The organism is Citrobacter arsenatis (assembly GCF_004353845.1).
GTDB classification, from domain to species: domain Bacteria; phylum Pseudomonadota; class Gammaproteobacteria; order Enterobacterales; family Enterobacteriaceae; genus Citrobacter; species Citrobacter arsenatis.
In genome coordinates, this window is record NZ_CP037864.1 from 968,770 (window position 1) to 995,289 (window position 26,520).

General features: G+C 51.6%; 22 protein-coding genes, 3 tRNA genes and 3 rRNA genes. 21 read left to right on the forward strand and 7 right to left on the reverse strand.

What is annotated here, in order from left to right; genetic code table 11:
- Positions 1-193: 193 nt before the first annotated feature.
- The 6 genes from E1B03_RS05505 (at position 194) to dkgB (ending at position 6,335) form a co-directional block, all read left to right on the forward strand.
- Positions 194-1,735: ribosomal RNA gene (locus E1B03_RS05505) — 16S ribosomal RNA — on the forward strand.
- 85 nt (positions 1,736-1,820) lie between these two features.
- Positions 1,821-1,896 (forward strand) — tRNA-Glu (locus tag E1B03_RS05510).
- A 222-nt stretch (positions 1,897-2,118) separates the two neighbouring features.
- Positions 2,119-5,023: ribosomal RNA gene (locus E1B03_RS05515) — 23S ribosomal RNA — on the forward strand.
- 96 nt (positions 5,024-5,119) lie between these two features.
- Positions 5,120-5,235: ribosomal RNA gene (rrf, locus tag E1B03_RS05520) — 5S ribosomal RNA — on the forward strand.
- Together the 16S, 23S and 5S rRNA genes with 2 tRNA genes alongside form the textbook arrangement of a ribosomal RNA operon.
- Positions 5,236-5,290: 55 nt before the next feature.
- A tRNA-Asp gene (locus tag E1B03_RS05525) sits at positions 5,291-5,367 on the forward strand.
- A gap of 164 nt (positions 5,368-5,531) precedes the next feature.
- On the forward strand, positions 5,532-6,335 hold the full coding sequence (gene dkgB, locus E1B03_RS05530; RefSeq protein WP_103770864.1) for a 2,5-didehydrogluconate reductase DkgB: 804 nt from the start codon (positions 5,532-5,534) through the stop codon (positions 6,333-6,335).
- Between the two features lie 21 nt (positions 6,336-6,356).
- Here dkgB and yafC read toward each other — a convergent pair whose 3' ends face one another.
- On the reverse strand, positions 6,357-7,271 hold the full coding sequence (yafC, locus tag E1B03_RS05535) for a DNA-binding transcriptional regulator YafC (protein ID WP_103770865.1): 915 nt from the start codon (positions 7,269-7,271) through the stop codon (positions 6,357-6,359).
- Positions 7,272-7,375: 104 nt separating this feature from the next.
- On the opposite strand from yafC, the gene E1B03_RS05540 reads away from it, so the two are divergent.
- From E1B03_RS05540 to E1B03_RS05550, 3 genes are all read left to right on the forward strand, one after another.
- Positions 7,376-8,551, forward strand: a complete 1,176-nt coding sequence (locus E1B03_RS05540; RefSeq protein WP_133085808.1) for an MFS transporter — start codon at positions 7,376-7,378, stop codon at positions 8,549-8,551.
- A gap of 131 nt (positions 8,552-8,682) precedes the next feature.
- On the forward strand, positions 8,683-9,483 hold the full coding sequence (locus tag E1B03_RS05545; RefSeq protein ID WP_008783770.1) for an endonuclease/exonuclease/phosphatase family protein: 801 nt from the start codon (positions 8,683-8,685) through the stop codon (positions 9,481-9,483).
- A 76-nt stretch (positions 9,484-9,559) separates the two neighbouring features.
- Positions 9,560-10,330: a class I SAM-dependent methyltransferase gene (locus E1B03_RS05550; protein ID WP_133085809.1), complete on the forward strand. Its 771-nt coding sequence runs from the start codon at positions 9,560-9,562 to the stop codon at positions 10,328-10,330.
- 49 nt (positions 10,331-10,379) lie between these two features.
- Here E1B03_RS05550 and mltD read toward each other — a convergent pair whose 3' ends face one another.
- Together mltD and gloB are read right to left on the reverse strand one after the other, a co-directional pair.
- Positions 10,380-11,738, reverse strand: coding sequence for a murein transglycosylase D (gene mltD, locus E1B03_RS05555; protein ID WP_103770868.1), 1,359 nt, complete (start codon positions 11,736-11,738; stop codon positions 10,380-10,382).
- A 71-nt stretch (positions 11,739-11,809) separates the two neighbouring features.
- Positions 11,810-12,565 carry a hydroxyacylglutathione hydrolase gene (gloB, locus tag E1B03_RS05560; protein ID WP_103770869.1) on the reverse strand — a complete coding sequence of 252 codons (756 nt, stop codon included), beginning with the start codon at positions 12,563-12,565 and terminating at the stop codon, positions 11,810-11,812.
- Positions 12,566-12,598: 33 nt separating this feature from the next.
- Between gloB and E1B03_RS05565 the strand changes: the two genes are divergently transcribed.
- Positions 12,599-13,321, forward strand: a complete 723-nt coding sequence (locus E1B03_RS05565; RefSeq protein WP_103770870.1) for a class I SAM-dependent methyltransferase — start codon at positions 12,599-12,601, stop codon at positions 13,319-13,321.
- Here E1B03_RS05565 and rnhA read toward each other — a convergent pair.
- Positions 13,318-13,785 carry a ribonuclease HI gene (gene rnhA, locus E1B03_RS05570; RefSeq protein ID WP_103770871.1) on the reverse strand — a complete coding sequence of 156 codons (468 nt, stop codon included), beginning with the start codon at positions 13,783-13,785 and terminating at the stop codon, positions 13,318-13,320. The two genes, E1B03_RS05565 and rnhA, sit on opposite strands and share 4 nt — an antisense overlap.
- 64 nt (positions 13,786-13,849) lie before the next feature.
- Here rnhA and dnaQ point away from each other — a divergent pair, with 64 nt between their 5' ends.
- The gene (gene dnaQ / locus E1B03_RS05575) at positions 13,850-14,578 is read left to right on the forward strand and encodes a DNA polymerase III subunit epsilon (RefSeq protein WP_029139417.1); all 729 of its coding nucleotides are present in this window, start codon (positions 13,850-13,852) and stop codon (positions 14,576-14,578) included.
- A gap of 133 nt (positions 14,579-14,711) precedes the next feature.
- Positions 14,712-14,788: transfer RNA gene (locus tag E1B03_RS05580), tRNA-Asp, on the forward strand.
- Between the two features lie 156 nt (positions 14,789-14,944).
- On the opposite strand, the gene E1B03_RS05585 is transcribed toward E1B03_RS05580, so the two are convergent.
- Both E1B03_RS05585 and E1B03_RS05590 read right to left on the reverse strand, forming a co-directional pair.
- Positions 14,945-15,463, reverse strand: a complete 519-nt coding sequence (locus tag E1B03_RS05585; RefSeq protein WP_003838893.1) for a hypothetical protein — start codon at positions 15,461-15,463, stop codon at positions 14,945-14,947.
- Between the two features lies 1 nt (position 15,464).
- The gene (locus E1B03_RS05590; protein ID WP_246044139.1) at positions 15,465-16,148 is read right to left on the reverse strand and encodes a winged helix-turn-helix domain-containing protein; all 684 of its coding nucleotides are present in this window, start codon (positions 16,146-16,148) and stop codon (positions 15,465-15,467) included.
- A gap of 750 nt (positions 16,149-16,898) precedes the next feature.
- Between E1B03_RS05590 and E1B03_RS05595 the strand changes: the two genes are divergently transcribed.
- The 9 genes from E1B03_RS05595 to E1B03_RS05635 all read left to right on the forward strand — a co-directional run bounded on the left by E1B03_RS05595 (position 16,899) and on the right by E1B03_RS05635 (position 26,002).
- The gene (locus tag E1B03_RS05595) at positions 16,899-17,447 is read left to right on the forward strand and encodes a fimbrial protein (RefSeq protein WP_006685982.1); all 549 of its coding nucleotides are present in this window, start codon (positions 16,899-16,901) and stop codon (positions 17,445-17,447) included.
- 69 nt (positions 17,448-17,516) lie between these two features.
- A complete protein-coding gene (locus E1B03_RS05600; protein WP_103770873.1) occupies positions 17,517-18,065 on the forward strand; it encodes a fimbrial protein in 549 nt (182 codons plus the stop codon).
- 41 nt (positions 18,066-18,106) lie between these two features.
- The gene (locus E1B03_RS05605; protein WP_133085810.1) at positions 18,107-20,578 is read left to right on the forward strand and encodes a fimbria/pilus outer membrane usher protein; all 2,472 of its coding nucleotides are present in this window, start codon (positions 18,107-18,109) and stop codon (positions 20,576-20,578) included.
- 14 nt (positions 20,579-20,592) lie between these two features.
- Complete coding sequence (locus E1B03_RS05610; protein WP_418884900.1) at positions 20,593-21,381, forward strand: fimbrial biogenesis chaperone; 789 nt, start codon at positions 20,593-20,595, stop codon at positions 21,379-21,381.
- A gap of 12 nt (positions 21,382-21,393) precedes the next feature.
- Positions 21,394-21,999, forward strand: a complete 606-nt coding sequence (locus tag E1B03_RS05615; RefSeq protein ID WP_133085812.1) for a fimbrial protein — start codon at positions 21,394-21,396, stop codon at positions 21,997-21,999.
- On the forward strand, positions 21,996-23,060 hold the full coding sequence (locus E1B03_RS05620) for a fimbrial protein (RefSeq protein WP_133085813.1): 1,065 nt from the start codon (positions 21,996-21,998) through the stop codon (positions 23,058-23,060). Before E1B03_RS05615 ends, E1B03_RS05620 begins: the two co-directional genes overlap by 4 nt.
- Before the next feature lie 9 nt (positions 23,061-23,069).
- Entirely contained in the window at positions 23,070-23,612 is a 543-nt protein-coding gene (locus E1B03_RS05625; protein WP_103770878.1) for a fimbrial protein, read from the forward strand.
- Between the two features lies 1 nt (position 23,613).
- The gene (locus E1B03_RS05630) at positions 23,614-25,281 is read left to right on the forward strand and encodes a PglL family O-oligosaccharyltransferase (RefSeq protein ID WP_133085814.1); all 1,668 of its coding nucleotides are present in this window, start codon (positions 23,614-23,616) and stop codon (positions 25,279-25,281) included.
- 1 nt (position 25,282) lies between these two features.
- Entirely contained in the window at positions 25,283-26,002 is a 720-nt protein-coding gene (locus tag E1B03_RS05635) for an EAL domain-containing protein (protein WP_103770880.1), read from the forward strand.
- 15 nt (positions 26,003-26,017) lie between these two features.
- Here E1B03_RS05635 and E1B03_RS05640 read toward each other — a convergent pair whose 3' ends face one another.
- Positions 26,018-26,428 (reverse strand): Spy/CpxP family protein refolding chaperone, encoded by a 411-nt coding sequence (locus E1B03_RS05640; protein WP_103770881.1) that lies wholly within the window; start codon positions 26,426-26,428, stop codon positions 26,018-26,020.
- Between the last annotated feature and the right edge of the window lie 92 nt (positions 26,429-26,520).

Genomic DNA, 26,520 nt, shown 5'->3' on the forward strand with positions numbered 1-26,520 from the left:
GAAAGCGTAATATACGCCACCTCGCGACAGAGCGCTAAAGCGCGTCGCAACTGCTCTTTAACAATTTATCAGACAATCTGTGTGGGCACTCGAAGATACGGATTCTTAACGTCGCAAGACGAAAAATGAATACCAAGTCTCTGAGTGAACATACGTAATTCATTACGAAGTTTAATTCACGAGCATCAAACTTAAATTGAAGAGTTTGATCATGGCTCAGATTGAACGCTGGCGGCAGGCCTAACACATGCAAGTCGAACGGTAGCACAGAGGAGCTTGCTCCTTGGGTGACGAGTGGCGGACGGGTGAGTAATGTCTGGGAAACTGCCCGATGGAGGGGGATAACTACTGGAAACGGTAGCTAATACCGCATAACGTCGCAAGACCAAAGAGGGGGACCTTCGGGCCTCTTGCCATCGGATGTGCCCAGATGGGATTAGCTAGTAGGTGGGGTAACGGCTCACCTAGGCGACGATCCCTAGCTGGTCTGAGAGGATGACCAGCCACACTGGAACTGAGACACGGTCCAGACTCCTACGGGAGGCAGCAGTGGGGAATATTGCACAATGGGCGCAAGCCTGATGCAGCCATGCCGCGTGTATGAAGAAGGCCTTCGGGTTGTAAAGTACTTTCAGCGAGGAGGAAGGCATTAAGGTTAATAACCTTGGTGATTGACGTTACTCGCAGAAGAAGCACCGGCTAACTCCGTGCCAGCAGCCGCGGTAATACGGAGGGTGCAAGCGTTAATCGGAATTACTGGGCGTAAAGCGCACGCAGGCGGTCTGTCAAGTCGGATGTGAAATCCCCGGGCTCAACCTGGGAACTGCATCCGAAACTGGCAGGCTAGAGTCTTGTAGAGGGGGGTAGAATTCCAGGTGTAGCGGTGAAATGCGTAGAGATCTGGAGGAATACCGGTGGCGAAGGCGGCCCCCTGGACAAAGACTGACGCTCAGGTGCGAAAGCGTGGGGAGCAAACAGGATTAGATACCCTGGTAGTCCACGCCGTAAACGATGTCGACTTGGAGGTTGTGCCCTTGAGGCGTGGCTTCCGGAGCTAACGCGTTAAGTCGACCGCCTGGGGAGTACGGCCGCAAGGTTAAAACTCAAATGAATTGACGGGGGCCCGCACAAGCGGTGGAGCATGTGGTTTAATTCGATGCAACGCGAAGAACCTTACCTACTCTTGACATCCAGAGAACTTAGCAGAGATGCTTTGGTGCCTTCGGGAACTCTGAGACAGGTGCTGCATGGCTGTCGTCAGCTCGTGTTGTGAAATGTTGGGTTAAGTCCCGCAACGAGCGCAACCCTTATCCTTTGTTGCCAGCGATTCGGTCGGGAACTCAAAGGAGACTGCCAGTGATAAACTGGAGGAAGGTGGGGATGACGTCAAGTCATCATGGCCCTTACGAGTAGGGCTACACACGTGCTACAATGGCATATACAAAGAGAAGCGACCTCGCGAGAGCAAGCGGACCTCATAAAGTATGTCGTAGTCCGGATTGGAGTCTGCAACTCGACTCCATGAAGTCGGAATCGCTAGTAATCGTGGATCAGAATGCCACGGTGAATACGTTCCCGGGCCTTGTACACACCGCCCGTCACACCATGGGAGTGGGTTGCAAAAGAAGTAGGTAGCTTAACCTTCGGGAGGGCGCTTACCACTTTGTGATTCATGACTGGGGTGAAGTCGTAACAAGGTAACCGTAGGGGAACCTGCGGTTGGATCACCTCCTTACCTTAAAGAACCTGCCTTTGAAGTGCTCACACAGATTGTCTGATGAAAAGTAAATAGCAAGGCGTCTTGCGATTGAGACTTCAGTGTCCCCTTCGTCTAGAGGCCCAGGACACCGCCCTTTCACGGCGGTAACAGGGGTTCGAATCCCCTAGGGGACGCCACTTGCTGGTATGTGTGAGTGAAAGTCGCCGACCTTAATATCTCAAAACTGACTTCCGAGTCATGTTTGAGATATTTGCTCTTTAAAAATCTGGATCAAGCTGAAAATTGAAACGACACACTGTTTCATTTCTCCGTAAACAAGAAATGAAAAATGGTGTGTTCGAGTCTCTCAAATTTTTGCAAGTCGATGATGAATCGAAAGAAACATCTTCGGGTTGTGAGGTTAAGCGACTAAGCGTACACGGTGGATGCCCTGGCAGTCAGAGGCGATGAAGGACGTGCTAATCTGCGATAAGCGTCGGTAAGGTGATATGAACCGTTATAACCGGCGATTTCCGAATGGGGAAACCCAGTGTGATTCGTCACACTATCATTACGTGAATACATAGCGTAATGAAGCGAACCGGGGGAACTGAAACATCTAAGTACCCCGAGGAAAAGAAATCAACCGAGATTCCCCCAGTAGCGGCGAGCGAACGGGGAACAGCCCAGAGTCTGAATCAGCATGTGTGTTAGTGGAACGGTCTGGAAAGTCCGACGGTACAGGGTGATAGTCCCGTACACAAAAGTGCATGTGTTGTGAACTCGAAGAGTAGGGCGGGACACGTGGTATCCTGTCTGAATATGGGGGACCATCCTCCAAGGCTAAATACTCCTGACTGACCGATAGTGAACCAGTACCGTGAGGGAAAGGCGAAAAGAACCCCGGCGAGGGGAGTGAAAAAGAACCTGAAACCGTGTACGTACAAGCAGTGGGAGCCTCTTTATGGGGTGACTGCGTACCTTTTGTATAATGGGTCAGCGACTTATATTCTGTAGCAAGGTTAACCGAATAGGGGAGCCGAAGGGAAACCGAGTCTTAACTGGGCGTTAAGTTGCAGGGTATAGACCCGAAACCCGGTGATCTAGCCATGGGCAGGTTGAAGGTTGGGTAACACTAACTGGAGGACCGAACCGACTAATGTTGAAAAATTAGCGGATGACTTGTGGCTGGGGGTGAAAGGCCAATCAAACCGGGAGATAGCTGGTTCTCCCCGAAAGCTATTTAGGTAGCGCCTCGTGAATTCATCTTCGGGGGTAGAGCACTGTTTCGGCTAGGGGGTCATCCCGACTTACCAACCCGATGCAAACTGCGAATACCGAAGAATGTTATCACGGGAGACACACGGCGGGTGCTAACGTCCGTCGTGAAGAGGGAAACAACCCAGACCGCCAGCTAAGGTCCCAAAGTCATGGTTAAGTGGGAAACGATGTGGGAAGGCACAGACAGCCAGGATGTTGGCTTAGAAGCAGCCATCATTTAAAGAAAGCGTAATAGCTCACTGGTCGAGTCGGCCTGCGCGGAAGATGTAACGGGGCTAAACCATGCACCGAAGCTGCGGCAGCGACACTATGTGTTGTTGGGTAGGGGAGCGTTCTGTAAGCCGTTGAAGGTGGCCTGTGAGGGTTGCTGGAGGTATCAGAAGTGCGAATGCTGACATAAGTAACGATAATGCGGGTGAAAAACCCGCACGCCGGAAGACCAAGGGTTCCTGTCCAACGTTAATCGGGGCAGGGTGAGTCGACCCCTAAGGCGAGGCCGAAAGGCGTAGTCGATGGGAAACAGGTTAATATTCCTGTACTTGGTGTTACTGCGAAGGGGGGACGGAGAAGGCTATGTTAGCCGGGCGACGGTTGTCCCGGTTTAAGCATGTAGGCGGAGGTTCCAGGTAAATCCGGTACCTTATTAACGCTGAGGTGTGATGACGAGGCACTACGGTGCTGAAGTAACAAATGCCCTGCTTCCAGGAAAAGCCTCTAAGCATCAGGTAACACAAAATCGTACCCCAAACCGACACAGGTGGTCAGGTAGAGAATACCAAGGCGCTTGAGAGAACTCGGGTGAAGGAACTAGGCAAAATGGTGCCGTAACTTCGGGAGAAGGCACGCTGATATGTAGGTGAAGTGGTTTACCCATGGAGCTGAAATCAGTCGAAGATACCAGCTGGCTGCAACTGTTTATTAAAAACACAGCACTGTGCAAACACGAAAGTGGACGTATACGGTGTGACGCCTGCCCGGTGCCGGAAGGTTAATTGATGGGGTTATCCGTAAGGAGAAGCTCTTGATCGAAGCCCCGGTAAACGGCGGCCGTAACTATAACGGTCCTAAGGTAGCGAAATTCCTTGTCGGGTAAGTTCCGACCTGCACGAATGGCGTAATGATGGCCAGGCTGTCTCCACCCGAGACTCAGTGAAATTGAACTCGCTGTGAAGATGCAGTGTACCCGCGGCAAGACGGAAAGACCCCGTGAACCTTTACTATAGCTTGACACTGAACACTGGTCCTTGATGTGTAGGATAGGTGGGAGGCTTTGAAGCGTGGACGCCAGTCTGCGTGGAGCCAACCTTGAAATACCACCCTTTAATGGCTGGTGTTCTAACGTAGACCCGTGATCCGGGTTGCGGACAGTGTCTGGTGGGTAGTTTGACTGGGGCGGTCTCCTCCTAAAGAGTAACGGAGGAGCACGAAGGTTAGCTAATCCTGGTCGGACATCAGGAGGTTAGTGCAAAGGCATAAGCTAGCTTGACTGCGAGAGTGACGGCTCGAGCAGGTGCGAAAGCAGGTCTTAGTGATCCGGTGGTTCTGAATGGAAGGGCCATCGCTCAACGGATAAAAGGTACTCCGGGGATAACAGGCTGATACCGCCCAAGAGTTCATATCGACGGCGGTGTTTGGCACCTCGATGTCGGCTCATCACATCCTGGGGCTGAAGTAGGTCCCAAGGGTATGGCTGTTCGCCATTTAAAGTGGTACGCGAGCTGGGTTTAGAACGTCGTGAGACAGTTCGGTCCCTATCTGCCGTGGGCGCTGGAGAATTGAGGGGGCTGCTCCTAGTACGAGAGGACCGGAGTGGACGCATCACTGGTGTTCGGGTTGTCATGCCAATGGCATTGCCCGGTAGCTAAATGCGGAAGAGATAAGTGCTGAAAGCATCTAAGCACGAAACTTGCCCCGAGATGAGTTCTCCCTGAGACTTTAAGTCTCCTGAAGGAACGTTGAAGACGACGACGTTGATAGGTCGGGTGTGTAAGTGTAGCGATACATTGAGCTAACCGATACTAATGAACCGTGAGGCTTAACCTTACAACGCCGAAGATGTTTTGGCGAAAGAGATACGATATTCAGCTTGATTACAGATTAAATCGACAGACCGGAAAGGTGTGTTGATAACAGAATTTGCCTGGCGGCTGTAGCGCGGTGGTCCCACCTGACCCCATGCCGAACTCAGAAGTGAAACGCCGTAGCGCCGATGGTAGTGTGGGGTCTCCCCATGCGAGAGTAGGGAACTGCCAGGCATCAAATTGCAGTAAACCGGGATGAATAATCCGGGTAGTGACAAAGAAATTCGGTGGAGCGGTAGTTCAGTTGGTTAGAATACCTGCCTGTCACGCAGGGGGTCGCGGGTTCGAGTCCCGTCCGTTCCGCCACTTATTAAGAGCCCTGAGCATTAGCTCAGGGCTTTTTCTTTGTCTGCGATTTAATTATTGCTGAATCCGCAAAAATCCTCTGCATTTATCACTCTTTTTCTATTAAGAACTGAAGGTCATAATCTTCTTAGTTAACGAACATAGTGATTAAAAAGAGGAATTCTATGACTATCCCTGCATTCGGTTTAGGTACTTTTCGCCTGAAAGACGACGTAGTTATCGCTTCTGTTAAAACGGCGCTTGAGCTAGGCTACCGTGCTGTCGACACTGCGCAAATCTATGATAATGAAGCGGCTGTTGGTCAGGCTATTGCCGAAAGCGGTGTACCGCGTAACGAGCTGTATATCACCACCAAGATTTGGATTGAAAATCTCAGCAAAGACAAACTGATCCCAAGTCTGCAAGAAAGCCTGAAGAAACTGCGTACAGATTATGTCGATCTGACGTTGATCCACTGGCCATCTCCGGACGATGCGGTATCCGTTGAAGAATTTATGCAGGCACTGCTCGAAGCCAAACAGCAGGGGCTGACTCGCGAAATTGGTATCTCAAACTTCACTATTCCGCTGATGGAAAAAGCCATAGCCGCAGTAGGCGCAGACAATATCGCGACCAACCAGATTGAGCTGTCTCCGTATCTGCAGAGCCGTAAGGTGGTCGATTGGGCGAAAGCACACAATATCCACATCACCTCTTACATGACGCTGGCTTACGGTAAGGCGTTGAAAGACGAAGTGATTGCACGTATTGCCGCAAAACATAATGCGACTCCGGCACAAGTTATCCTGGCATGGGCAATGGATGAAGGTTACTCCGTTATCCCTTCATCTACCAAGCGTGAAAATCTGGCAAGCAACCTACAGGCGCAGGAGCTGCATCTGGATGCTGAAGATAAAAAAGCGATCGCGGCACTGGACTGCAACGATCGTCTGGTTAGCCCTGAAGGTCTGGCTCCTGCCTGGGATTAATTGCCCGATCCTCTGTACCCTTTAACCCTCTTTCACAGCTCCTTCGGGAGCTGTTTTTATATATTCACTTAAAAAGTCTATAAATGCCCGAATACGTGTACTGACCGCACGATCGCTGTAGTAAACGGCGCTGAAAGGCATTTCTACCGGCAGACGTTTATCCGCCAGCAGTTCCAGCAGTTCTCCCTGTGCGATCTCTTTATCAATCATATAATCTGAAAGACATGCTATGCCATTACCGCTCAGGCAAAGCTGTTTTAACGTCTCTCCACTGTTGGAAGAAATCCCACACTCGACCTCATGGAGCTGTCCGTCGCTACAGGCAATCGGCCAGGTATTGAGTGAAACAGGTTCGGAAAACCCCAGACACAGATGTTGCTTTAACTGTTCGACGGTCTCTGGCTTGCCAAAACGGGCAATATAATCCGGTGAAGCGATAATCTTACGATAGCTGGTAAATAACGGACGTGCTCGCAGACTCGAGTCAGTCAGCGTACCAGCTCGTATCGCGACATCCACTTTTCGTTCAATAAGATTGATGAACGTTTCTGAGGACACGAGAGACAACGTCATCTCGGGATATCGTTCACGGAACGGTTTGATTAGCGGCATCAAAAAATGCAGCATTACCGGCGTTGCCGCATCAATACGCAGCAGGCCGCGCGGGGTATTGCGCGACTCCATGATTTCCGTTTCTGCTGCTGCCATCTCTTGCAGTATCTGCTGTACACGTCTGAAGTAACGCTCTCCTTCTTCAGTGAGGCTCAGTTGTCGGGTCGTGCGATTAAGCAGGCTCACGCCCAATTTCATCTCGAGCTTTTTTACCGCCCGACTGACCGCGGAATTAGCCTGGCCGAGTTGTTCTGCCGCCCGACTGAAGCTGCCGCTTTCCACAACAGCCACAAAAATCGCCAGTTCTTCGGAGTTCGCTTTCATTTTTGCACCTAAAGCAAAATTATATTGAGATTTTGAATATTTTTGTCATTAAAACATCCCGGCATACTGCGTGTCATCTGATTACTGATGTTACGGAGTTATTTATGCCTCTCGCTTTATTTGCACTAACAATAAGTGCCTTCGCTATTGGTACGACTGAGTTTGTGATTGTTGGTCTGGTACCGACCATCGCTCAACAACTGGCGATCTCGTTACCTTCCGCCGGGATGCTGGTTTCAATCTACGCGCTTGGCGTGGCGATTGGTGCACCGGTACTGACCGCTCTGACTGGCAACCTGCCGCGCAAACAACTGCTGGTTGCGCTGATGGTCCTGTTTACGGCGGGGAATTTGCTGGCATGGCAGGCGCCTGGGTATATGACTCTCATTGTCGCCCGCCTGCTGACTGGGCTGGCACACGGCGTATTTTTCTCGATTGGTTCTACTATCGCGACAAGCCTGGTGCCAAAAGAGAAAGCGGCTTCCGCCATCGCCATTATGTTTGGTGGCTTAACGGTGGCGCTGGTAACCGGCGTGCCGCTGGGGACATTTATCGGTCAGCACTTTGGCTGGCGTGAGACTTTCCTGGCCGTATCAATGTTAGGCGTGATTGCGCTAATTAGCAGCCAATTGCTGATCCCGGCCAACATTCCCGGTCGAGCGGCCGCCAGCATTCGTGAGCAGTTGAAGGTGCTGACTCATCCTCGTCTGTTGCTGATCTACGCCGTTACGGCACTGGGCTACGGCGGCGTGTTCACTGCATTTACCTTCCTGGCTCCGATGATGCAGGATCTGGCAGGGTTCTCCCCGGCAGCGGTAAGCTGGATCTTACTGGGTTACGGTGTTTCAGTCGCTATCGGCAATATCTGGGGGGGTAAGCTGGCGGATAAGCATGGTGCGGTTCCTGCGCTGAAATTTATTTTCGCCGCGCTATTTGTTCTGCTGATGGTCTTCCAACTGACGGCTTCCACGCAGTACGCCGCGCTGGCTACCATCCTGGTGATGGGGATCTTTGCCTTTGGTAACGTACCGGGGTTGCAGGTCTACGTGGTACAGAAAGCGGAACAATTTACGCCTAATGCTGTTGATGTGGCGTCGGGGCTGAACATTGCGGCATTTAACATTGGCATTGCACTGGGTTCAGTGATTGGCGGACAAACGGTCGAACATTATGGTTTGGCGCAGACACCGTGGATTGGTGCACTCATTGTCCTGGTGGCTTTCCTGCTGATGGGGCTCAGCGGTCGTCTTGATAAGCCCACGCGCGTTGCACTGGGGTAAATCATTGATGTAAGCGCCCACTTACAAAACAAACTGCAATTGTTCGTTGAAAGTGAGTGCTAAAATCCCTATAACAGAAGAACCAGTCCGGCTGCGGACTGGTTGACGTTACAGAGGTTTGAAAGTCTAAAGTGCGAAAAAACACCTATGCCATGCGTTATGTTGCCGGACAACCCGCTGAGCGGATTTTACCGCCGGGGTCGTTTGCGCATATTGGCCAGGCATTACCTGCAGGCGTACCGTTAAGCAGTGAAGATCGTATTCGCGTGCTGGTATGGAATATTTTTAAACAGCAGCGCGCAGAATGGCAGTCGGTGCTGAAGAATTTTGGCAAAGACGCGCATCTGGTGTTATTACAGGAAGCGCAAACCACGCCTGAACTGGTGCAGTTTGCGACCGCTAACTATCTCGCTGCCGACCAGGTTCCCGCCTTTGTGTTGCCTCAGCATCCCTCTGGCGTCATGACGCTCTCTGCCGCCCATCCTGTTTACTGCTGTCCATTGCGCGAGCGTGAGCCCATTTTAAGGCTGGCGAAATCGGCGCTGGTAACGGTGTACCCGTTGCCTGACTCTCGGTTATTAATGGTGGTGAATATCCACGCGGTTAACTTTAGCCTTGGCGTTGATGTTTATAGTAAGCAGTTACTTCCTATTGGCGATCAGATTGCTCATCACAGCGGTCCAGTGATTATGGCCGGTGATTTTAATGCCTGGAGCCGTCGACGAATGAATGCGTTGTACCGCTTTGCGCGTGAAATGTCGCTGCGCCAGGTGCGCTTTACCGACGATCAGCGCCGCCGTGCGTTTGGTCGTCCTCTCGATTTTGTGTTCTATCGCGGTCTGAACGTGAGTGAAGCCTCTGTGCTGGTCACCCGCGCCTCCGACCACAACCCGCTACTCGTTGAATTTAGTCCCGGCAAACCTGAACAATAACGGTGTGTCAGGTCTGCCGTAGGGCAGGCCTGTGATGGTTGCCCTTCCTTTTTCACAACAACCGAAGGACAACACAATGACAACACGCTCTCACCATGACAACGTCGAAAAACAGTTTGGCTCTCAGGCTAATGCCTACTTAACCAGTGAGGTGCACGCCTCTGGTCGTGACTTGCAACGTCTGGGGGAAAGGCTGTCGGCATTTCCGCAGGCCCACGTGCTGGATATGGGATGCGGAGCGGGACATGCCAGCTTTGTGGCTGCAAAACACGTAAATCAGGTTGTGGCTTATGATTTATCGTCGCAGATGCTTGAGGTGGTCGCTGAAGCGGCAAAAGACAGAGGTCTGGAAAATATCGTCATGCGGCAGGGCTATGCCGAAAGCCTGCCATTTGAAGATAACGAATTTGACGTAGTCATTAGCCGCTATTCAGCGCATCACTGGCATGATGTCGGTCGTGCACTGCGGGAAGTGAAGCGCGTTCTGAAGCCTGGTGGTGTGCTGATTGTGATGGATGTGATGTCGCCAGGCCATCCTGTGCGTGATATCTGGTTGCAAACCGTGGAGGCGTTACGTGATACCTCACATGTACGCAACTATTCCAGCGGAGAGTGGCTGTCGTTAATCAATGATGCCAATCTGATTGCCGATACTTTGTTAACCGACCGTCTGGCGCTGGAGTTCAGTTCGTGGGTGGCACGGATGCGTACGCCTGCAGCGCTGAGCGACGCGATTCGTATGTACCAACAAAGTGCTTCTGCACAAGTGAAAGCCTACTTTGCGTTACAAGAAGATGGCTCATTTACCAGCGACACGATAATGGTTGAGGCACATAAAGCGGGATAAATAAAAAAGGCACTGGGGGGAAACCAGTGCCTTCATTTCTACAATGCTATCAGGAGTCCGGCATGTCGTTGTTTTTCACAAACAACGTTAGTTGATCGCCTGGCTGTAGATTATTTGTATCGCTGTTCCAGCGCATCACATCCTTGATGTTAACCCCGTGGCGTTTGGCAATGCTCGAGAGCGAGTCGCCTTTGCGCACACGATAGGTGATGCTATCGCTGTTGTTCGCCAGTCGTTGTGCGCTACTACCAGCGCCCACCGTCAGATTCTGACCCACTTTCAGCGACGACCCGCGCAGATTATTCCACTGCTTAAGGTCATTGGTGCTCACGCCAAGACGTGAAGCGACGCCAGAAAGCGTATCGCCAGAGCGAACTTTGTAGCTACGGCTGTTCAGCGGCGTGTTATCCGCGACCAGCGTTGACTGCACGGCTGCAATCTCGCCTGAAGCCAGAGACTCACGCAGCTTCTCTGCATGCTTCTTTGGCACCATCACATATTGCGGACCGCTGGCACCCAACGTGGAGCCTTTCACGCCTGCATTGAAGGTCTTCAGCTTGCTGACGGAAATACCCGCCATATCCGCAACCTGAGCCATTTCAACCGGGCTACTCAGGCGAACACGCGCCAGCGCACGGCTTTCGTCCGTTGTTGGCAGACGCACGCCATAGCGTTTGCTGTTTTTGAGTATATCGCTCAATGCCAGCATTTTTGGCACGTATAGCTTCGTTTCCTGAGGCAATGGCAACGACCAGAAGTCAGTGGGTTTACCACGGGCTTTGTTCGTTTTAATTGCCTTCATGACACGACCTTCACCGCTATTATAAGCAGCAACGGTCAGCAGCCAGTCGCCATCAAACATCTTGTTCAGACGCTGCATCATGTCCAGTGCGGCGGTGGTGGAAGCCACTACGTCGCGACGTGCATCATAATTGCGAGTCTGTTTTAAACCATAATTGCGCCCCGTGCTCGGAATGATCTGCCAAATACCTGCGGCATTGGCGCCAGACGTTGCGTGAGGATCAAAAGCGCTCTCCACTATGGGTAGTAGTACCAGTTCCATAGGCATGTTACGTTTCTTAACCTGCCCGGCTATCCAGTACATATACGGCTCTGCCCGTAAAGTTACATCGTGGAGATAGCTCTTATTGCGTAAATACTTCTGTTTCTGTTCGCGAATCCGGCTGTTTTCCGGAATTCCCATCTTTAGCTCGTCACCAATGAAAGCCCACAAATCTTGATCTGCAGCGATAGATGTCCCGTCGTCCATCCATCGCGCCTGACTTGTAAACTTTCCTGCTTCCCCTTGACCAGCTGCAGAAAGGCTCTGTGCGTGTTGTTGGACGTTACCAGTATTCTGGCACCCAACAAGCAGGACAGAGGCGAGTAATATCGCTTTTGCCTTCATGTGTGTGTCAATAGTTGCTTAAAAGACGACCGATCATAACGGCGAAGTTTTCAAAAGGCAACCCGGAATTGTCAGAACGTATCTTTCTTTGACCTTAACCAGGCAAAACGCTCTTCAGGTTGTTGCAATATTGTTTCTTTGTTTATTTCATTAATTAAATCAATATCTTCCGTTCTCAAAAAAAGATTATTTCGTCGCTCATTTTTCAGAATTACGGGTAGTGTCATTTGTTTTTTTACGCGTAACTCATTAACTTTACGATAATATTCATTTATGAACGAATCGTGCGGCAGAATGCTTAAGGCAAACTTCATATTTGCTAATGTGTACTCATGTGCGCAACATATCAACGTATCGTCAGGAAGTGCAGTTAACCTCTTAAGTGATTGATACATCTGTGCGGCGGTGCCTTCAAAAAGTCGGCCGCAACCGCCGGAAAAGAGCGTGTCACCGCAAAACAGATAAGGTTGGCTAAAGTAACAGATATGTCCTAAAGTGTGACCCGGCGTAGCAATTACCGTAAATTCATGCCCTAAAACGAGTGCAATATCGCCATCTTCGACTACGCGCGTCGTTCCCTTATCTTGCGTTTCAGCCGGTCCGTATACCACTATTTGTGGGAAGTGTTGCAGAAGCTCTTTTACGCCGCCCACGTGATCCTGATGATGGTGGGTCAGCAGAATGGCTTCGGGAACCCAGTTATGTTCTGCAATGGCTTTCAGTACGGGGGCTGCTTCTCCCGGGTCCACAATCAGACAATGTTTCTCATTATTCGACAGGACCCAGATGTAATTGTCCTGAAATGCAGGAATACTGTTAAGATTCATAGATTACCTCTCAATGCGTAACGGAAGGTTGTGATGAAACCGGCAAGGATCCCTCAAACTGTCGTAGCGCCCGTTAGTTGGGATGATTTACCCTGGGGCGAACACTATCGTGAGGCGCTGGAGTATCAGCTTAACCCGTGGTTCGCAAAAATGTACGGATTTCATCTGCTTAAGATTGGTAATTTAAGCGCAGAAATTGATTCTGAAGCGTGCGCGGTTTCTCATCAGGTAAATGTTTCTTTGCAGGGTTCTCCCATGCAGGTGGTTGCCGATCCTTTACATCTTCCTTTTGCCGATAAGTCCGTGGATGTCTGTTTGTTAGCCCATACGCTACCGTGGTGTTCCGATCCGCATCGCTTACTGCGTGAAGCCGATCGCGTGCTAATTGATGACGGCTGGTTGATTTTGAGCGGCTTTAACCCGGTAAGTTTGATGGGATTGCGTAAACTGGTGCCCGTATTACGTAAGACATCGCCCTACAACAGCCGAATGTTTACCCTCATGCGACAGTTGGACTGGCTCTCATTGCTGAACTTTGAAGTGCTGCACTATAGCCGTTTTCATGTTCTGCCCTGGAACAAGAAGGGCGGGAAAATGTTAAGCGCCCATATCCCTGCGCTGGGTTGTTTGCAACTGGTGGTTGCGCGCAAGCGAACCATTCCGCTTACGCTCAATCCGATGAAACAAAATAAAAGCAAAACGCCTATCCGCCAGGCCGTTGGTGCTACCCGGCAATACCGTAAACCGGACGCTTAAGCTTCGGCCTGATACCCGATATCATCCTGAGTGGGACGCATGGCTGCGGCGCGCGCAAGCTCATCGCAGCGTTCGTTTTCCGGATGGCCTGCATGGCCTTTAACCCATTCCCATTTGATTTGATGGGGTCCCAACGCGGCATCAAGACGTTTCCACAGATCGACGTTCTTCACCGGTTTTTTATCTGCTGTTTTCCAGCCACGCTTCTTCCAGTTGTGGATCCACTGCGTAATACCCTGGCGCACATACTGGCTGTCCGTGCTGAGTATCACTTCACACTGTTCTTTCAGGGCTTCCAGCGCAACGATTGCCGCCATTAGCTCCATGCGATTATTGGTGGTGAGATTGTAGCCTTCGCTAAATGTTTTTTCGCGCCCGCGATAGCGTAAAATCGCCCCATAACCACCAGGCCCCGGATTTCCCAGGCAAGAACCATCGGTGAAAATTTCTACCTGTTTAAGCATCTCTGGTAGACTTCCTGTTTTAGCAAATCGAAATCAAACGATAAGTCTGACATAAATGACCGTTATGAGCACTGGAATTACACGACAGATCGTCCTCGATACCGAAACCACCGGTATGAACCAGATTGGCGCCCACTACGAAGGCCACAAGATCATTGAGATCGGTGCGGTTGAAGTGGTGAATCGTCGCCTGACCGGGAATAACTTCCACGTTTACCTGAAGCCGGATCGGCTGGTGGATCCGGAAGCGTTTGGCGTACACGGAATCGCAGACGAATTCCTGCTTGATAAACCTACGTTTGCCGATGTGGCCGATGAGTTTCTCGACTACATTCGCGGCGCGGAGCTGGTCATCCATAACGCATCGTTCGATATCGGCTTTATGGATTATGAATTCGCTAAGCTTAGACGGGATATTCCGAAGACGAACGAATTCTGCAAAATAACCGATAGCCTGGCGCTGGCGAGGAAAATGTTTCCTGGCAAGCGAAACAGCCTTGATGCGTTGTGCTCCCGCTATGAGATAGATAACAGTAAACGAACCCTGCACGGCGCATTGCTCGATGCCCAGATTCTGGCCGACGTTTATCTGATGATGACCGGCGGGCAGACCACGATGGCGTTCTCAATGGAAGGCGACAGCCAGCAGCAGAATGACACGGGGATCCAGCGCATTGTGCGACAATCCAGCAAACTACGCGTTGTTTTCGCCACTGATGAAGAGTTAGCGGCCCATGAGTCACGCCTTGACCTGGTGCAGAAGAAAGGCGGAAGTTGCCTCTGGCGGGCATAGTTTGTACGTTTACCGTATGAAAATGGCCATTCGGGTGATTTTTGCAGCAAACGATTAAAAACGTGAGAAAAAGCGTTGACGAGGCGCGAGGCAATCCGTAATATTCGCTTCGTTCCCAAGCGGAACACAACGCGGAGTGGTAGTTCAGTTGGTTAGAATACCTGCCTGTCACGCAGGGGGTCGCGGGTTCGAGTCCCGTCCATTCCGCCACTATTCAGAAAGCCTGAATCAGAAATGATTCAGGCTTTCGTCGTTTTAGCCCGCCAAAAATAATAATCTCATTATCACGCTTTATCGACCACGCCCGTGCTTTCGGGGGGGCAACACATCAGGTCATCCTTAACCCGACGCATATCCAGAAGGCGATTAACTCGCGAAGTGATTCATCACGCAGGCGAAGCGGGGTGAAAAGTTATCGCCAATAAGAACCGTTTCCTCATTCAGGTGCTTTAGCATATACAGCTTGTCGGCACGTTCGTAAGCGTCGAAGAAAAGATAATCTATGGCATCCGTTGCTTCATCATCCGGGGATTTTTCGCGTCCGTCGGGAGTGAGCATAAAAACACCGGCGGTATGGCCGAGTGGTCGGGCATAGCGAAAGAACAGTTTTCGGTTAACAGCAAACTCGCCATCATCACTTTTGAGTTTCCCTTGTACTGACAATGAGAGGTGTCCAGAGTTGTAGCTGGTGATCAGCATTATTCCGTGGAGTTCCTTTTTAGTATTTTGGATGTCGAGTATCGACGTGAATTCCGAGGAACAGGAAAAACTGATTTCTTGTTTTTTCGCATTCCCGGCGATAATAAAAAAAGCGATAGTCGCCAGCCCAAAAATGGCAATCACGACTGACCATAGTAAAGGAGAGTGATCGCTTTCCTGCTTCATATCATTCCTCATGATGGCGATACTGGCTGATGCAATGGTAATAGCCGAGGTTTAGCCCGCATTCAGCGGCAAACGACCACTCAACCAGATTATGGTTGCTCGCCCAGGTATTAAGGTACAGATCTTTTGGGTGCGAACAGTCGGGGTTAATACCCACGGACTTGAAAATATCCAGCGCTTTTTTTTCAGTTATGGTATCGGTGAGAGCGTTTCCTAATATATGTACACGGCATTGTTGATAGTTGATTGTCCGCAGGATCGCCGCGTCCGTCATGGCGATTTCATTGGGTATCCATGTTAACCATGCGGTCGCCAGCACGGCGATGCTGGTAATTAACGCGGTTATCGCGATAGGCCACCGGTTTCGTTTCTTTTTCCTGGGTGTCGATGCAATATTGGCAATTCTGGCGGGCGCTTGCGCTTCTTCCAGTTGCTGAATATTGATATTGACGTCGCCCATCCGAAATCCCATCCGCGGAATGGTGACGATGAGTTCTGCAGGATGGCCCGTAGACGTTATTGCTTTGCGCAGAAATGAAATGTGCTGATTGAGATTTGCATCCGTCGCTCTGGCGCCATTATGCTGAAAAACATTCAGCAGAATTTCATCGCGCGAGGATATCTCTTTACCATTTTGCAACAGATACAGCAGTAATTGTGTGGACACATTATTCAATGTGGCCATTTCACCAGATGCCAGGTCTTTTAGGGTATTTTTATGTGGTCTGAAAACTAAGCCATCACCAATAATTACGGATTTAATTTTGTTTATTGGTATATGAGAAATCACTGATGTCTCCTTTAAAGCAGGATATCTCGCATTCGAGTGGGGGAAGCAATAGCATAACATAATTCATTTATAAAAAATGACTGCACCATAGATCGCTTTATTAATATTTATATAACAATCTCTTAATATATCTTATGGAATCCTCCAATCTCCTTCCTCTCTTTCACTATCTTATTGTCATTGCTCGCTTTTGATAGCCAATTTCATTTTTACAAAACTTTCATAAATACATTTTGCCTGTTCTTCTGGCTAAATAAAAAAATAGTTGATAGATAAAAACTCTATAAAAACTATAAATGATAGACATTAACACTGGTTGTGGCGTGTTTTATGGCTGTTTTTTAGGTAAACGATCGCCGGACAGACAGTGTTACAACACGATTCCCTGAGTTTGATTAATACCGGATTTTTGCATTGTGTCATTTTTTCGCCGACTTAATATAAGCCCCGAAACAGCGTAAACACCTGTGGACGGTATTTCGGATGGAATACCAATGAAGTTCAAAATACGGGGCGGCTTGAGATGGATTGTTTGCAAGGATATGCACTACCGCCACCTGCAGATCAGGATTTCCCTTGCATAAATTGTCTGCGGAAATAGATCGTCGGAATAACCAAAAAACAGATATAAGGTTAAGTAGTAATATGAAAATGAAAAACGTGGCTGTGGCCTGTGCGCTGATGGCGGGAATGACTTTTACTGCATCTTCTGCTTTCGCTGCAAAAAATGTTGAACCGACTAACGGTAAAATTCACTTCACTGGTTCTCTGGTTAATTCCGCATGCGGTCTGGCCCCAGAATCCAGCCCGGTGCAGGTAAATTTTGGTGAAATCCCAACTTCTCAGTTAAAAGACAACCAACGTGCTGGCGTTAAGCATGCCAAAATCGTGCTGCAGGGCTGTGATACCACCGTCGCGAAAACGGCTACTGTGACCTATACCCCGGCAACAATTGATTCAGATAACAACGCGCTGGCCGCATTCACCTCTGGTACTGCAAAGGGCGCGGGCATCGGTATGGTTGACAGTGGCAACCAGGACGTGGAATGGGGCAAAGCGGCCTCTCAGGTCAACATTACCGATGGCGAAACCGACATTGATTTCGTCGCTTACCTGCAGGCAAACAACGCATCTGCAGCGGTAACTCCGGGTGATTTCGAATCTACCGTTAATTTCCAGATCGACTACCAGTAACGATCTGCAGCAGGCGCAATTATGCGCCTGCCTAACCCTTCCTGCGAATAACTGAAAGGAAATGCGGTGATGCCTGGATGGCGTATTTTACTGCTTTTTATCTTTATATCGCCTGCATGGGTTTTGGCTGACGCTCATCGTCTTGTCAGTACGCCCGGCAAAATGCGCATGCGGGGAAATATTATTGAGGCTGCCTGTTATGTCGATCCGCGCGACCGGTCGCTACTGGTTGAATTTGATGACCTCTCAGCCAGAGATATTTCCGGTAAACCTGAAAAAGTATCTGCGCATGATTTCAGTATTCATTTGCTGGGATGTTCCCTCGGGGATTCTCAACATCCGGGGAATCTGTTTCAACGCGCCAATATTACCTTTTCCGGCGCACCCGATAGTGACAATCCTGATTATCTGAGCGTGCAATCGGAAACTGAAAATTTAGCGATAGAAATATATGACGGCAAAGGACAGCAAATTCATCTGGGTGAGCCATCACCGGACTATGCGCTTAACCCAGGGAAAAACACGCTCAATTTTACGGCTTATTTGATCTCCCGCGACGGAAGAATGACATCCGGCGAATTTACTGCGGTCACGCATTTTGTTGTGAATTATCTCTGAGCTGCACTGCAATTCGGGTATCTGAAGGTTTGCGAACGAAAATGATCACGCTGAAAACAGATAAAAAACGTCTGGCGCTATTAATTGCTCTGGTCTGTGCCTCTTCATGTGTTGAAGCGGATGAGGCCATTGAATTTAATACCGACGTACTGGATGCCAGCGACAGGCACAATGTCGATTTGCAGCGTTTTTCCGAAGGCAACTTTGTGACCCCCGGAGAATATCTGCTGGATGTTCGTATTAACAGCCAGGAGATCCCTCAGCAGTCGATTCGTTATATCGTCGATCCTGCCAACCCGCATAAATCCATGGCGTGTCTGACGCCGCAACAACTTGAATTACTGGCGCTCAAAGAAGAGGCGCTGACCTATATTCACCCGATCAGCGTGGCCTGCTATGACATTTCCCGCCTGCCGGGTGTGGTGCTGAATAATAGCGCCGGCGTACTGGACATTACCGTGCCTCAGGCATGGATGAAATATACCGATCCAGACTGGACGCCGCCGGAGCGTTGGGATAACGGTGTCGCAGGGCTGATTTTTGACTACAGCGTTTCAGGCCAGGCCACACATTACGAGCAGGGCGGCGATCGATACCGCTCTCTGTCTGGTTATGGACAGACGGGTTTTAACCTCGGCGCGTGGCGTTTTCGTGGCCAGTATCAGGCCAATTACGCTTCGGATGAGAATCGAGGGCGAATCGACTGGGATCAGATTTACGCTTATCGCCCGTTACCGATGCAGGCTGCAAAACTGACGCTCGGCGAAATCTACCTGAATTCTCAGGTTTTTGATTCGGTACGATTCACCGGGGCGAACCTCGCCAGCGACGAACGCATGCTGCCGCCGAATTTGCAGGGCTACGCGCCCGAAGTGCATGGCATCGCGCGCAGCAATGCGAAGGTCACCGTCAGTCAGCAGGGGCGTGTTATCTATCAAACCACCGTTCCTGCGGGGCCATTTAATATTCAGGATCTGCACGGCTCGGTGCGCGGCACGCTGGATGTTCGCGTCGAAGAGCAGGATGGTAGCGTACAAACCTTTCAGGTCAACACGGCCGATATTCCTTACCTGACGCGCCCAGGCTATGTTCGCTACAACGCCGCGGTCGGTAAGCCATCGCGTTATAACCACGACGTCCAGGGGCCTGCGTTTTATAGCGGTGATTTTTCCTGGGGGGTCAGCAATGCGTGGTCGTTGTACGGCGGCGCGTTGCTCACTGGCGATCGTTATAACGCCTGGTCGATGGGGATTGGGCGGGATTTGAGCTGGCTGGGGGCGCTGTCGGCTGATGCGACGCAATCCGTGAGTGGGGTGAAGCATCAGGCTGAACAAAAAGGGATGTCCTTTAAGCTCAGCTATGCCAAAACCTTTGATGAGTACAACAGCGCCATTACCTTTGCCGGTTACCGCTTCTCACAGCGTAATTTCCGCACTTTTTCGCAGTTCCTCGACGAGCAGTATGAAAATAACAATAGCGCCGGCAGCGAAAAAGAGATGTACACCATCACCGGCAACAAAACCTTCTTTGCGGACGATCCGCAGTTAGCGACCACGCTGTACCTGACCTATACCCACCAGAACTATTGGGATCGCGGTTCGCAGGATCGTTATGGGTTATCGATGGGACACAGTTTTTCGTTCGCTGGCATCCAGGGGATCAGCGCCAACCTTGCGGCCTACCGCTCTGAGTATCAGGGCAAACGGGACGACAGCCTTTCACTTTCAATTTCGGTGCCATGGAGCGATGGCCGCTCGATGGATTATGAATTGCAAAATAACGGCAACCAGACCAGCCAGATGGTTTCGTATTCCGATAACCGCGACCGTAACAACCCGTGGCGTTTGCGCGCAGGGGTTTCCGGTGAAGGACACACGGCGTTCGATGGTTATTACAAGCACCGCAGCATGATGGCGGAGCTGGAATCTAACGTCAGCTGGCAGCAATCACGCTATTTCTCCGTTGGCGGCACGATGCGCGGCGGCTTTACCGCAACGCGTCATGGCGCGACGCTGCATAACAGCCAGGCGTCGATGAATACAGCCAGGGTGATGGTTGATACGGACGGCGTGGCGAATGTGCCGCTGAACGGCGAACAGGCGCACTCAAACCGCTTTGGTATTGCCGTCGTACCGGACGTCGTCAGCTATCACAGCTTTGATACCCGTATTGATGTGGACGCAATGGACGAGGACATTTCCGCGACCAAAGCCATCGTCACTAACACCTTGACGGAAGGTGCGATTGGCTACCAGCGATTTGCCGTGGCGCAGGGGCAAAAAATGATGGCGCTGCTGCGTCTGAAGGATGGTTCAGTACCGCCGTTTGGCGCCGAAGTGTTTAACGCCAACGGCGTCAGCGTCGCGATGGTGATGGAAAACGGCATGGCCTGGATTGCGGGTGTGAACCCGGCCGAGCGTCTTTCCGTTGCCTGGGCTGGCCGCGCACAGTGTCACTTACAGGTGCCGCAACAAATCAACCCGGAAGGTAACGTGCTGTTGCCTTGTGAATAATTTCAATAACCTGAATGAATTTTGTCATGAATAATCAAGCTTTTTACTCCGTACAGCGTTGGCTGAAACCCGTGGTCTGCAGCCTGCTTTTTATTGCCGGGATCAACGCCTCATGGGCGGGTATCGCGCTCGACCGTACCCGCATGATCATTACCGGTGATGCGCGCTCTGTCAGTGCGAACTTAACCAATACCAGTCCGAGCATTCCATTCCTGGCTCAGTCGTGGGTGGAAGACGCCAACGGAACAAAAATTACCTCGCCGCTAATGGTCTTGCCGCCGCTGCAACGGATTAACGGTGGACAAAAAGGTATTGCCCGCGTGACGAAAACCAGCGGCATTGCCGCCCTGCCGCAGGATCGCGAGAGCCTGTTCTACCTGAATGTGCGCGAAATCCCGCCCAAGCCGGATAAGCCGAACGTGCTGCAACTGGCGATGCAGTCGCGCATCAAATTGTTCTACCGTCCAACCGCCATCGTGCCAGAAACACCGGGTGCCGTGTGGCAAAACCAACTGGTCTTTCACAAGCAGGGTCAGCGCTGGAGTGTGGATAACCCAACGCCGTACTTCGTTACCTTAATCGGCTTAAGCCGCAAACCAGAAGCGCAGGGCGGCGGCAGACTGACTGATTTCCCTGGGGTTATGGTTTCACCAAAATCCTCTCTCGATTTCAGCGTGACCGACGGCAGCGTTAGCCAGTTCAGCATGATGTATGTGAACGATTTTGGCGGTCATCCCGAACTGAAATTCAGCTGCACAGGCAATGTATGTAAAGCATTGCCGATGGAGCAACAGCCCCGGTAACAGGATTCGTAAATGAAAAAGATGCTTTGCGCCCTGCTGATGGCGGGCATGGCCTGCCAGGTACAGGCCACAAGTGGCCGTCAGGATATGAGCAACGTATCCGGCGAGTATGGCAACGTCCGCTTTCATGGTCGGGTCTACGTTTCGCCCTGCGTACTGGATATGGCTTCACGCGATCAGACCATCAATCTTGGTGACATTTCCGCCAGTCGGTTTCGCCAGAGCGGCGATCGTAGCGATCCGGTGTTGGTGACGCTGTACCTGAACGGCTGCTTAAAAGGCTCCGGTCATACCTTGAGGGATTTCCCCGGACAGACCAGCGAAATGCCTGAACTGGCGCACAGCACGGTGGAACGCGGCGTTTCGATGACGCTGATGGCCGAAGGCGCACCGGAAAATAGCGATCTTGGGCGTATTCGCGGTGATGTGCGAGGTGCGGGCATTCGGCTACTGACCGAACGCAACCAGTTGATCCATCTGAATCAACCGCAACGCATGTGGATCCTCAAACCGGGCGATAACGCCATTCACTTTCTGGCCGCACTGGAGTCTTTTGGGCCAGAGGTAACTGCCGGAGAATTTAACGGCCTGGTCAGACTTAAGCTGGAGTATCTATGAGCGTATTGCGTAAAACGCTGCTGTGGGTCGTCCTGGCTGGCTCTCCGTTGGCCGGGCAGGCATTTACTCTGGGGGAGGGTGAACCGCAGGGCGGATCGCCGCATCAGTACGATATTGAACTGAGCTCACTGGATGTCAGTAAAAACCACGAGGGCGGCAGAACAGATCCGTTCACCTGGAATCTGGGGAGTTGGTATGTGGTGGATTTTCACTGCGAGCAGGCAGATATCTCCCGACAACCGATTTACTACACCACCACGACCACCATGCCGCCTTCCAATCAGGGGGCGAACCGTTTTCGCCTAAACGAGTATCTGGATGTGGAAGTACAGGTGTGGGTTGCCGGGCGTTATAACAACTACGTCCAGGCACCATTTACCAATTTTTCAAATCGCTACAACGACCATAGCTGCAAAAAGCGCAAAGGCTACGAGCGGGCTACCAACATAGAAAGCGGTTCGAAAGGGAAAGTGACGTTTATTGTCACTAAACCCATTATTAACGGTATCAATATTACCTCCCAGTCTCTGGTGGAGGTTGCTGGTCGTTTAGGGAATGCAGGTCCTACGCCGACCACGCCAATTTCCCGCGTGGTGATTAAATCTGGACTGATTACCGTACCGGACAAATGTACCTTCAACCGGGGAGACAAAATCAGCATTGAGTTTGGCGATCTGCCTGGATCCGCTGCCAGGCTCAACGGCACCAACTACAGCAAGTCGATCCCGATACATGTGGTCTGCGAAGGCGGCAGCTTCGATCAGGGCGCGCTGAACATTAATCTTGGCGTGCAAACGACCACGGCGTCAGGCACGGCTGGGTTTAACGGTAATCTGCTCGGCACGCTGAGCGGCGGACAAAAACGCGACGATCTCGGCATTATGCTTAAAGACGAGAGCGGCGGCACCGTCGTGCCCAATCAATTCTACAACGTGAAGGGTTTTTACCAGAATCAGGGAGACTGGAATCTCACCGCTGCACCGGTGGCAAAGCCAGGGGTGGGAAGCGTTAAGGAAGGTGAGTTTGAAGCCTCTGCCACCGTTGTCGCGCAGTTTCAGTAGGGGGATGCCATGAGATTCACGGTGTTATTCGCGAGCAGTGTGTTACTGCTTGGCGGCATGGCGCAGGCCGATACCAAACTGGTCGGCGGCGATATGTATTTTCACGGCACCATCAGAGCGTTGGCCTGCAGCCTTGCACCGGGAGGCGACAAAATCGAGGTCGATTTCAAGCAAATCGCGACACAGGATCTCTACCTCTCGGGGCGCAGTAAGCCGGAAAAATTCAGCATCCAGTTACGCGACTGCAACCCTGAGGTTTTTCGTGGGATCTCGGTTACCTTCAGCGGTCGTGAGGATGCGGAGCTCGCCGATCATCTGGCGCTGGATAGCAGTGAACAAGGCGGCGCGTCAGGGATCGGTATTGGGATGAGCGAAGAGGACGGCACGGCAATTCGCCTTGATGAGAGCACGTCAGTTAAAGAGATAACTGAAGGCTCGATGACGCTGAATTTTTTAGCGTGGGTCGCGGCAGAACCGTCGGCGATAAAAAATCAGTCTCTCGAATACGGTCCGTTCAGCGCCAGTGGGACCTGGACACTGAACTACCAGTAACATGATGAACGTACTGAATCGCATTGCGCCGCTGCCTGCGCAGAAATTATTGCTCGGTATTAGTCTGTTTTTCTGGTGCGGGACAATGCATCTCTACTGGCAGAATAACGGCGGCAGTGGTCTGTCGTTGCCGCTTAATATCATGAGCTGGATCTACGCCGTTGTGCTGGCTGCTGGCGCATCAGTGCTGGTTCCTCGCCAACGCTGGCGCATCACTGTACCAGCCACGGGGTTTACGATGGGCGCGCTCATCCTGACGCTGCTTTGTCTGCTGACGCCTGGCGTCTGGCAGTTCGAGGCGCTGCTGGTCGCGGGAGCCTTACTGGGAGGCGTGATCGTCTATCTGGTGGCGGTGCAAATTCCGCTTGCGGCACGCTCCCTGACGGCACTGCTGGCCCTGCTATGGGGTGCAAGCGCCATCGAATGTCTGGCGTTTGTGTACCAGTACTGGCATTTGCCGGGCGTTGAGTACTGGGAGTTTGCCTGGCGACGCGGCACGCGGCCCTACGGGATTTTTCAGCAGGTCAATCTGCTGGCCAGCTTCACGGCCTGCGGCGTGCTGCTGTCAGTACCGCTCTTTTTACGGCTACGCGACGGGTATCGAATTGTCATTGGGATGGGCCTGGTGTTGATGGGATTTGTACTGCATGAATCCCAGTCGCAAACCGGTTATCTGTCTGTGGCGGTCGGTGAAGCGCTGCTGCTGCTGGTTTTCCCGGCGCAGCGCCGTACGCTGCTGCTACTTCTCCTGCCGTTAGCGTTAGGTATGGCGACAGGCGCAGCCGCTCGCCATTTTTTGTCCGTTGCCACGGTAGATCATTTAACGACTTCCCATGTGCGCTGGACGGTGCTGAAAACGTCACTGGCATTATTTGCCGAACGCCCGTGGACGGGGTGGGGCGTGGGCAGTTTTGCCGCCGTGTTTCTCGAACGCGCGGGGCCGTTGGGGTTGAGCAGCATTTCGCATCCGCACAACGAACTGGTGCTATGGCTGGTGGAAGGCGGCCTGGTTGGGCTGGCGGGGGGACTGTGCTTTATTGCGAGTGGTTTCTGGCTCTGGCTACGCGGAAATCGCTGGCGTCGCGCCTGCCTGGTGGCGGCGCTGCCGGTGGTGATTCATATGTTGACGGAATATCCCGTCAGGCAATCGACGCCACACTGGTTGCTGCTGATCCTGCTGCTTCGTTGTGCAGACAGCCCGCTAAAAGGGGTTTGCATGACGCTCACCTCGACATCGCTGATCCGTGGGCTGGCATTGATCTCGTTTTTGGTTTTCACGCCATTGTTGCTTCTCTCGCTGCGCACGCAACAACAACTGACGCTGGCGGAGCGGCAGTCAGCACAGTGGCGTCTGGCCGAACAGCTTCCAGTGGGAGGCTGGCTTCTTGCCACTCGCTATCGGTTTGATGTCCAGATGGGGTATCTGCAACGCTATCAGCGTACCCGGGATGCTCGTTGGCTGGAAGCGGTTCGTCGCTGGGCGCCTGACTATGTGCGTATTCACCCGGATCCGAACGTCTCCTTCACGCAAATCTTACTGGCGTTACAGCAGCGCGACCAGGTCGAGGCGCATCGTCTGGCGATGCGTTTTTACCAGGCATACCCGAACGATCGCCGTATCCCGTGGCTGCAGGATGCACGACGTCCTTTTAATCAAAACATGGAATGATATGAACAGACTCAGCGAACAGGCCCGCAATGTCCCAGAGCTTCCCCGCAACGCAGAACTGCTGCGGATCACCGGGATCCGTTTGCAGCGTATCCATTTTTTTGATGATGCCTCGCTGGATGTCTGTGAGGTGTTGAGTCAGGTACGCACGCCGCTACCACTGGATCTTTTTTTCAAGCATCTATCCATCACGGCAAAACAGCAGCTCTTCCAGTGGCAAATGCGGCGTGTACTGGCACTCTCAGGAAGCTATTCGCTGAACTTGTCGGTCAGGATGCTAACCTGCCTGTCATGGATTTCGCAGCTCACCCGGCATGCACATCAGGGGCGGATTGTTATCGAAATTCAGGACCCGGGGACCATGATGCGTCTGGATAAGGCAGAACAGCAGGCCGTATGCATTGCCGTAAAAACTTTGGTACGTCACGGGTTTCGCGTGTGGCTGGATGATGTTTCGCCCGAGCTGTTTTTTGTCTGGCGGCTGTCTGGTATCCGTTTCGATGCCATCAAAATTGAAAGCGGAATGTTTCATCAGTTCAGGACATCGGAGTGGCAGTTAAGGGTGCTGGTGAATCAATTTCGCGCGCTGGGAGAGCGGGTTGTTGTTGAAGGGGTGGAAACGCCGCAGGATTATGCCATTTGCCGTATGAGCGGCGCAGATGCGGTGCAGGGTTTTCTGTTTGAGCAGGAAGTCTTACCAAAAAGCCTGAATCAGTGCTGATTCAGGCTCAGGTCATTACTCGCTTAGCGTCTGTGCGATATCTTTTTGTACCTGCTGGCGCTGTTCTGGGGTCAACACTTTGCTCAGATCAAAATAGTATTTCACGCGGTAATAACGCGCCTGCTGTTCGATGTTGCTGAACGCGGAAAGCTGTTTCTTGACCGCTGCTTCGTCCCATTTCCCGGACTTGATGACGTCAATCAACGCGCCGTCTTTGACATCCTTCACCGAAATCTGGCTAACGTTGGTTTCAAGCTGCTGGTGCAGTTTTTTAATCTGCGCAACCTGGTCAGTGCTCAGCTTCAGGTGCTGAACTACCGGGTCCTGGGCGGGAGCAGGTACATTAGATACGTTTGCTGCAAGTGTGCTAAAAGAAGCGCCAGCCACGGTAACTGCCAGCAAAGTCATGCGTAAGAAGTTCTTCATTTCAGGATCCTGATAAAGGAATTATTAACATTGTCAGTCACTCGCTGGTTACGAGTGATTATCCTTTGCAGAATACGATGCCCGCAGCATGT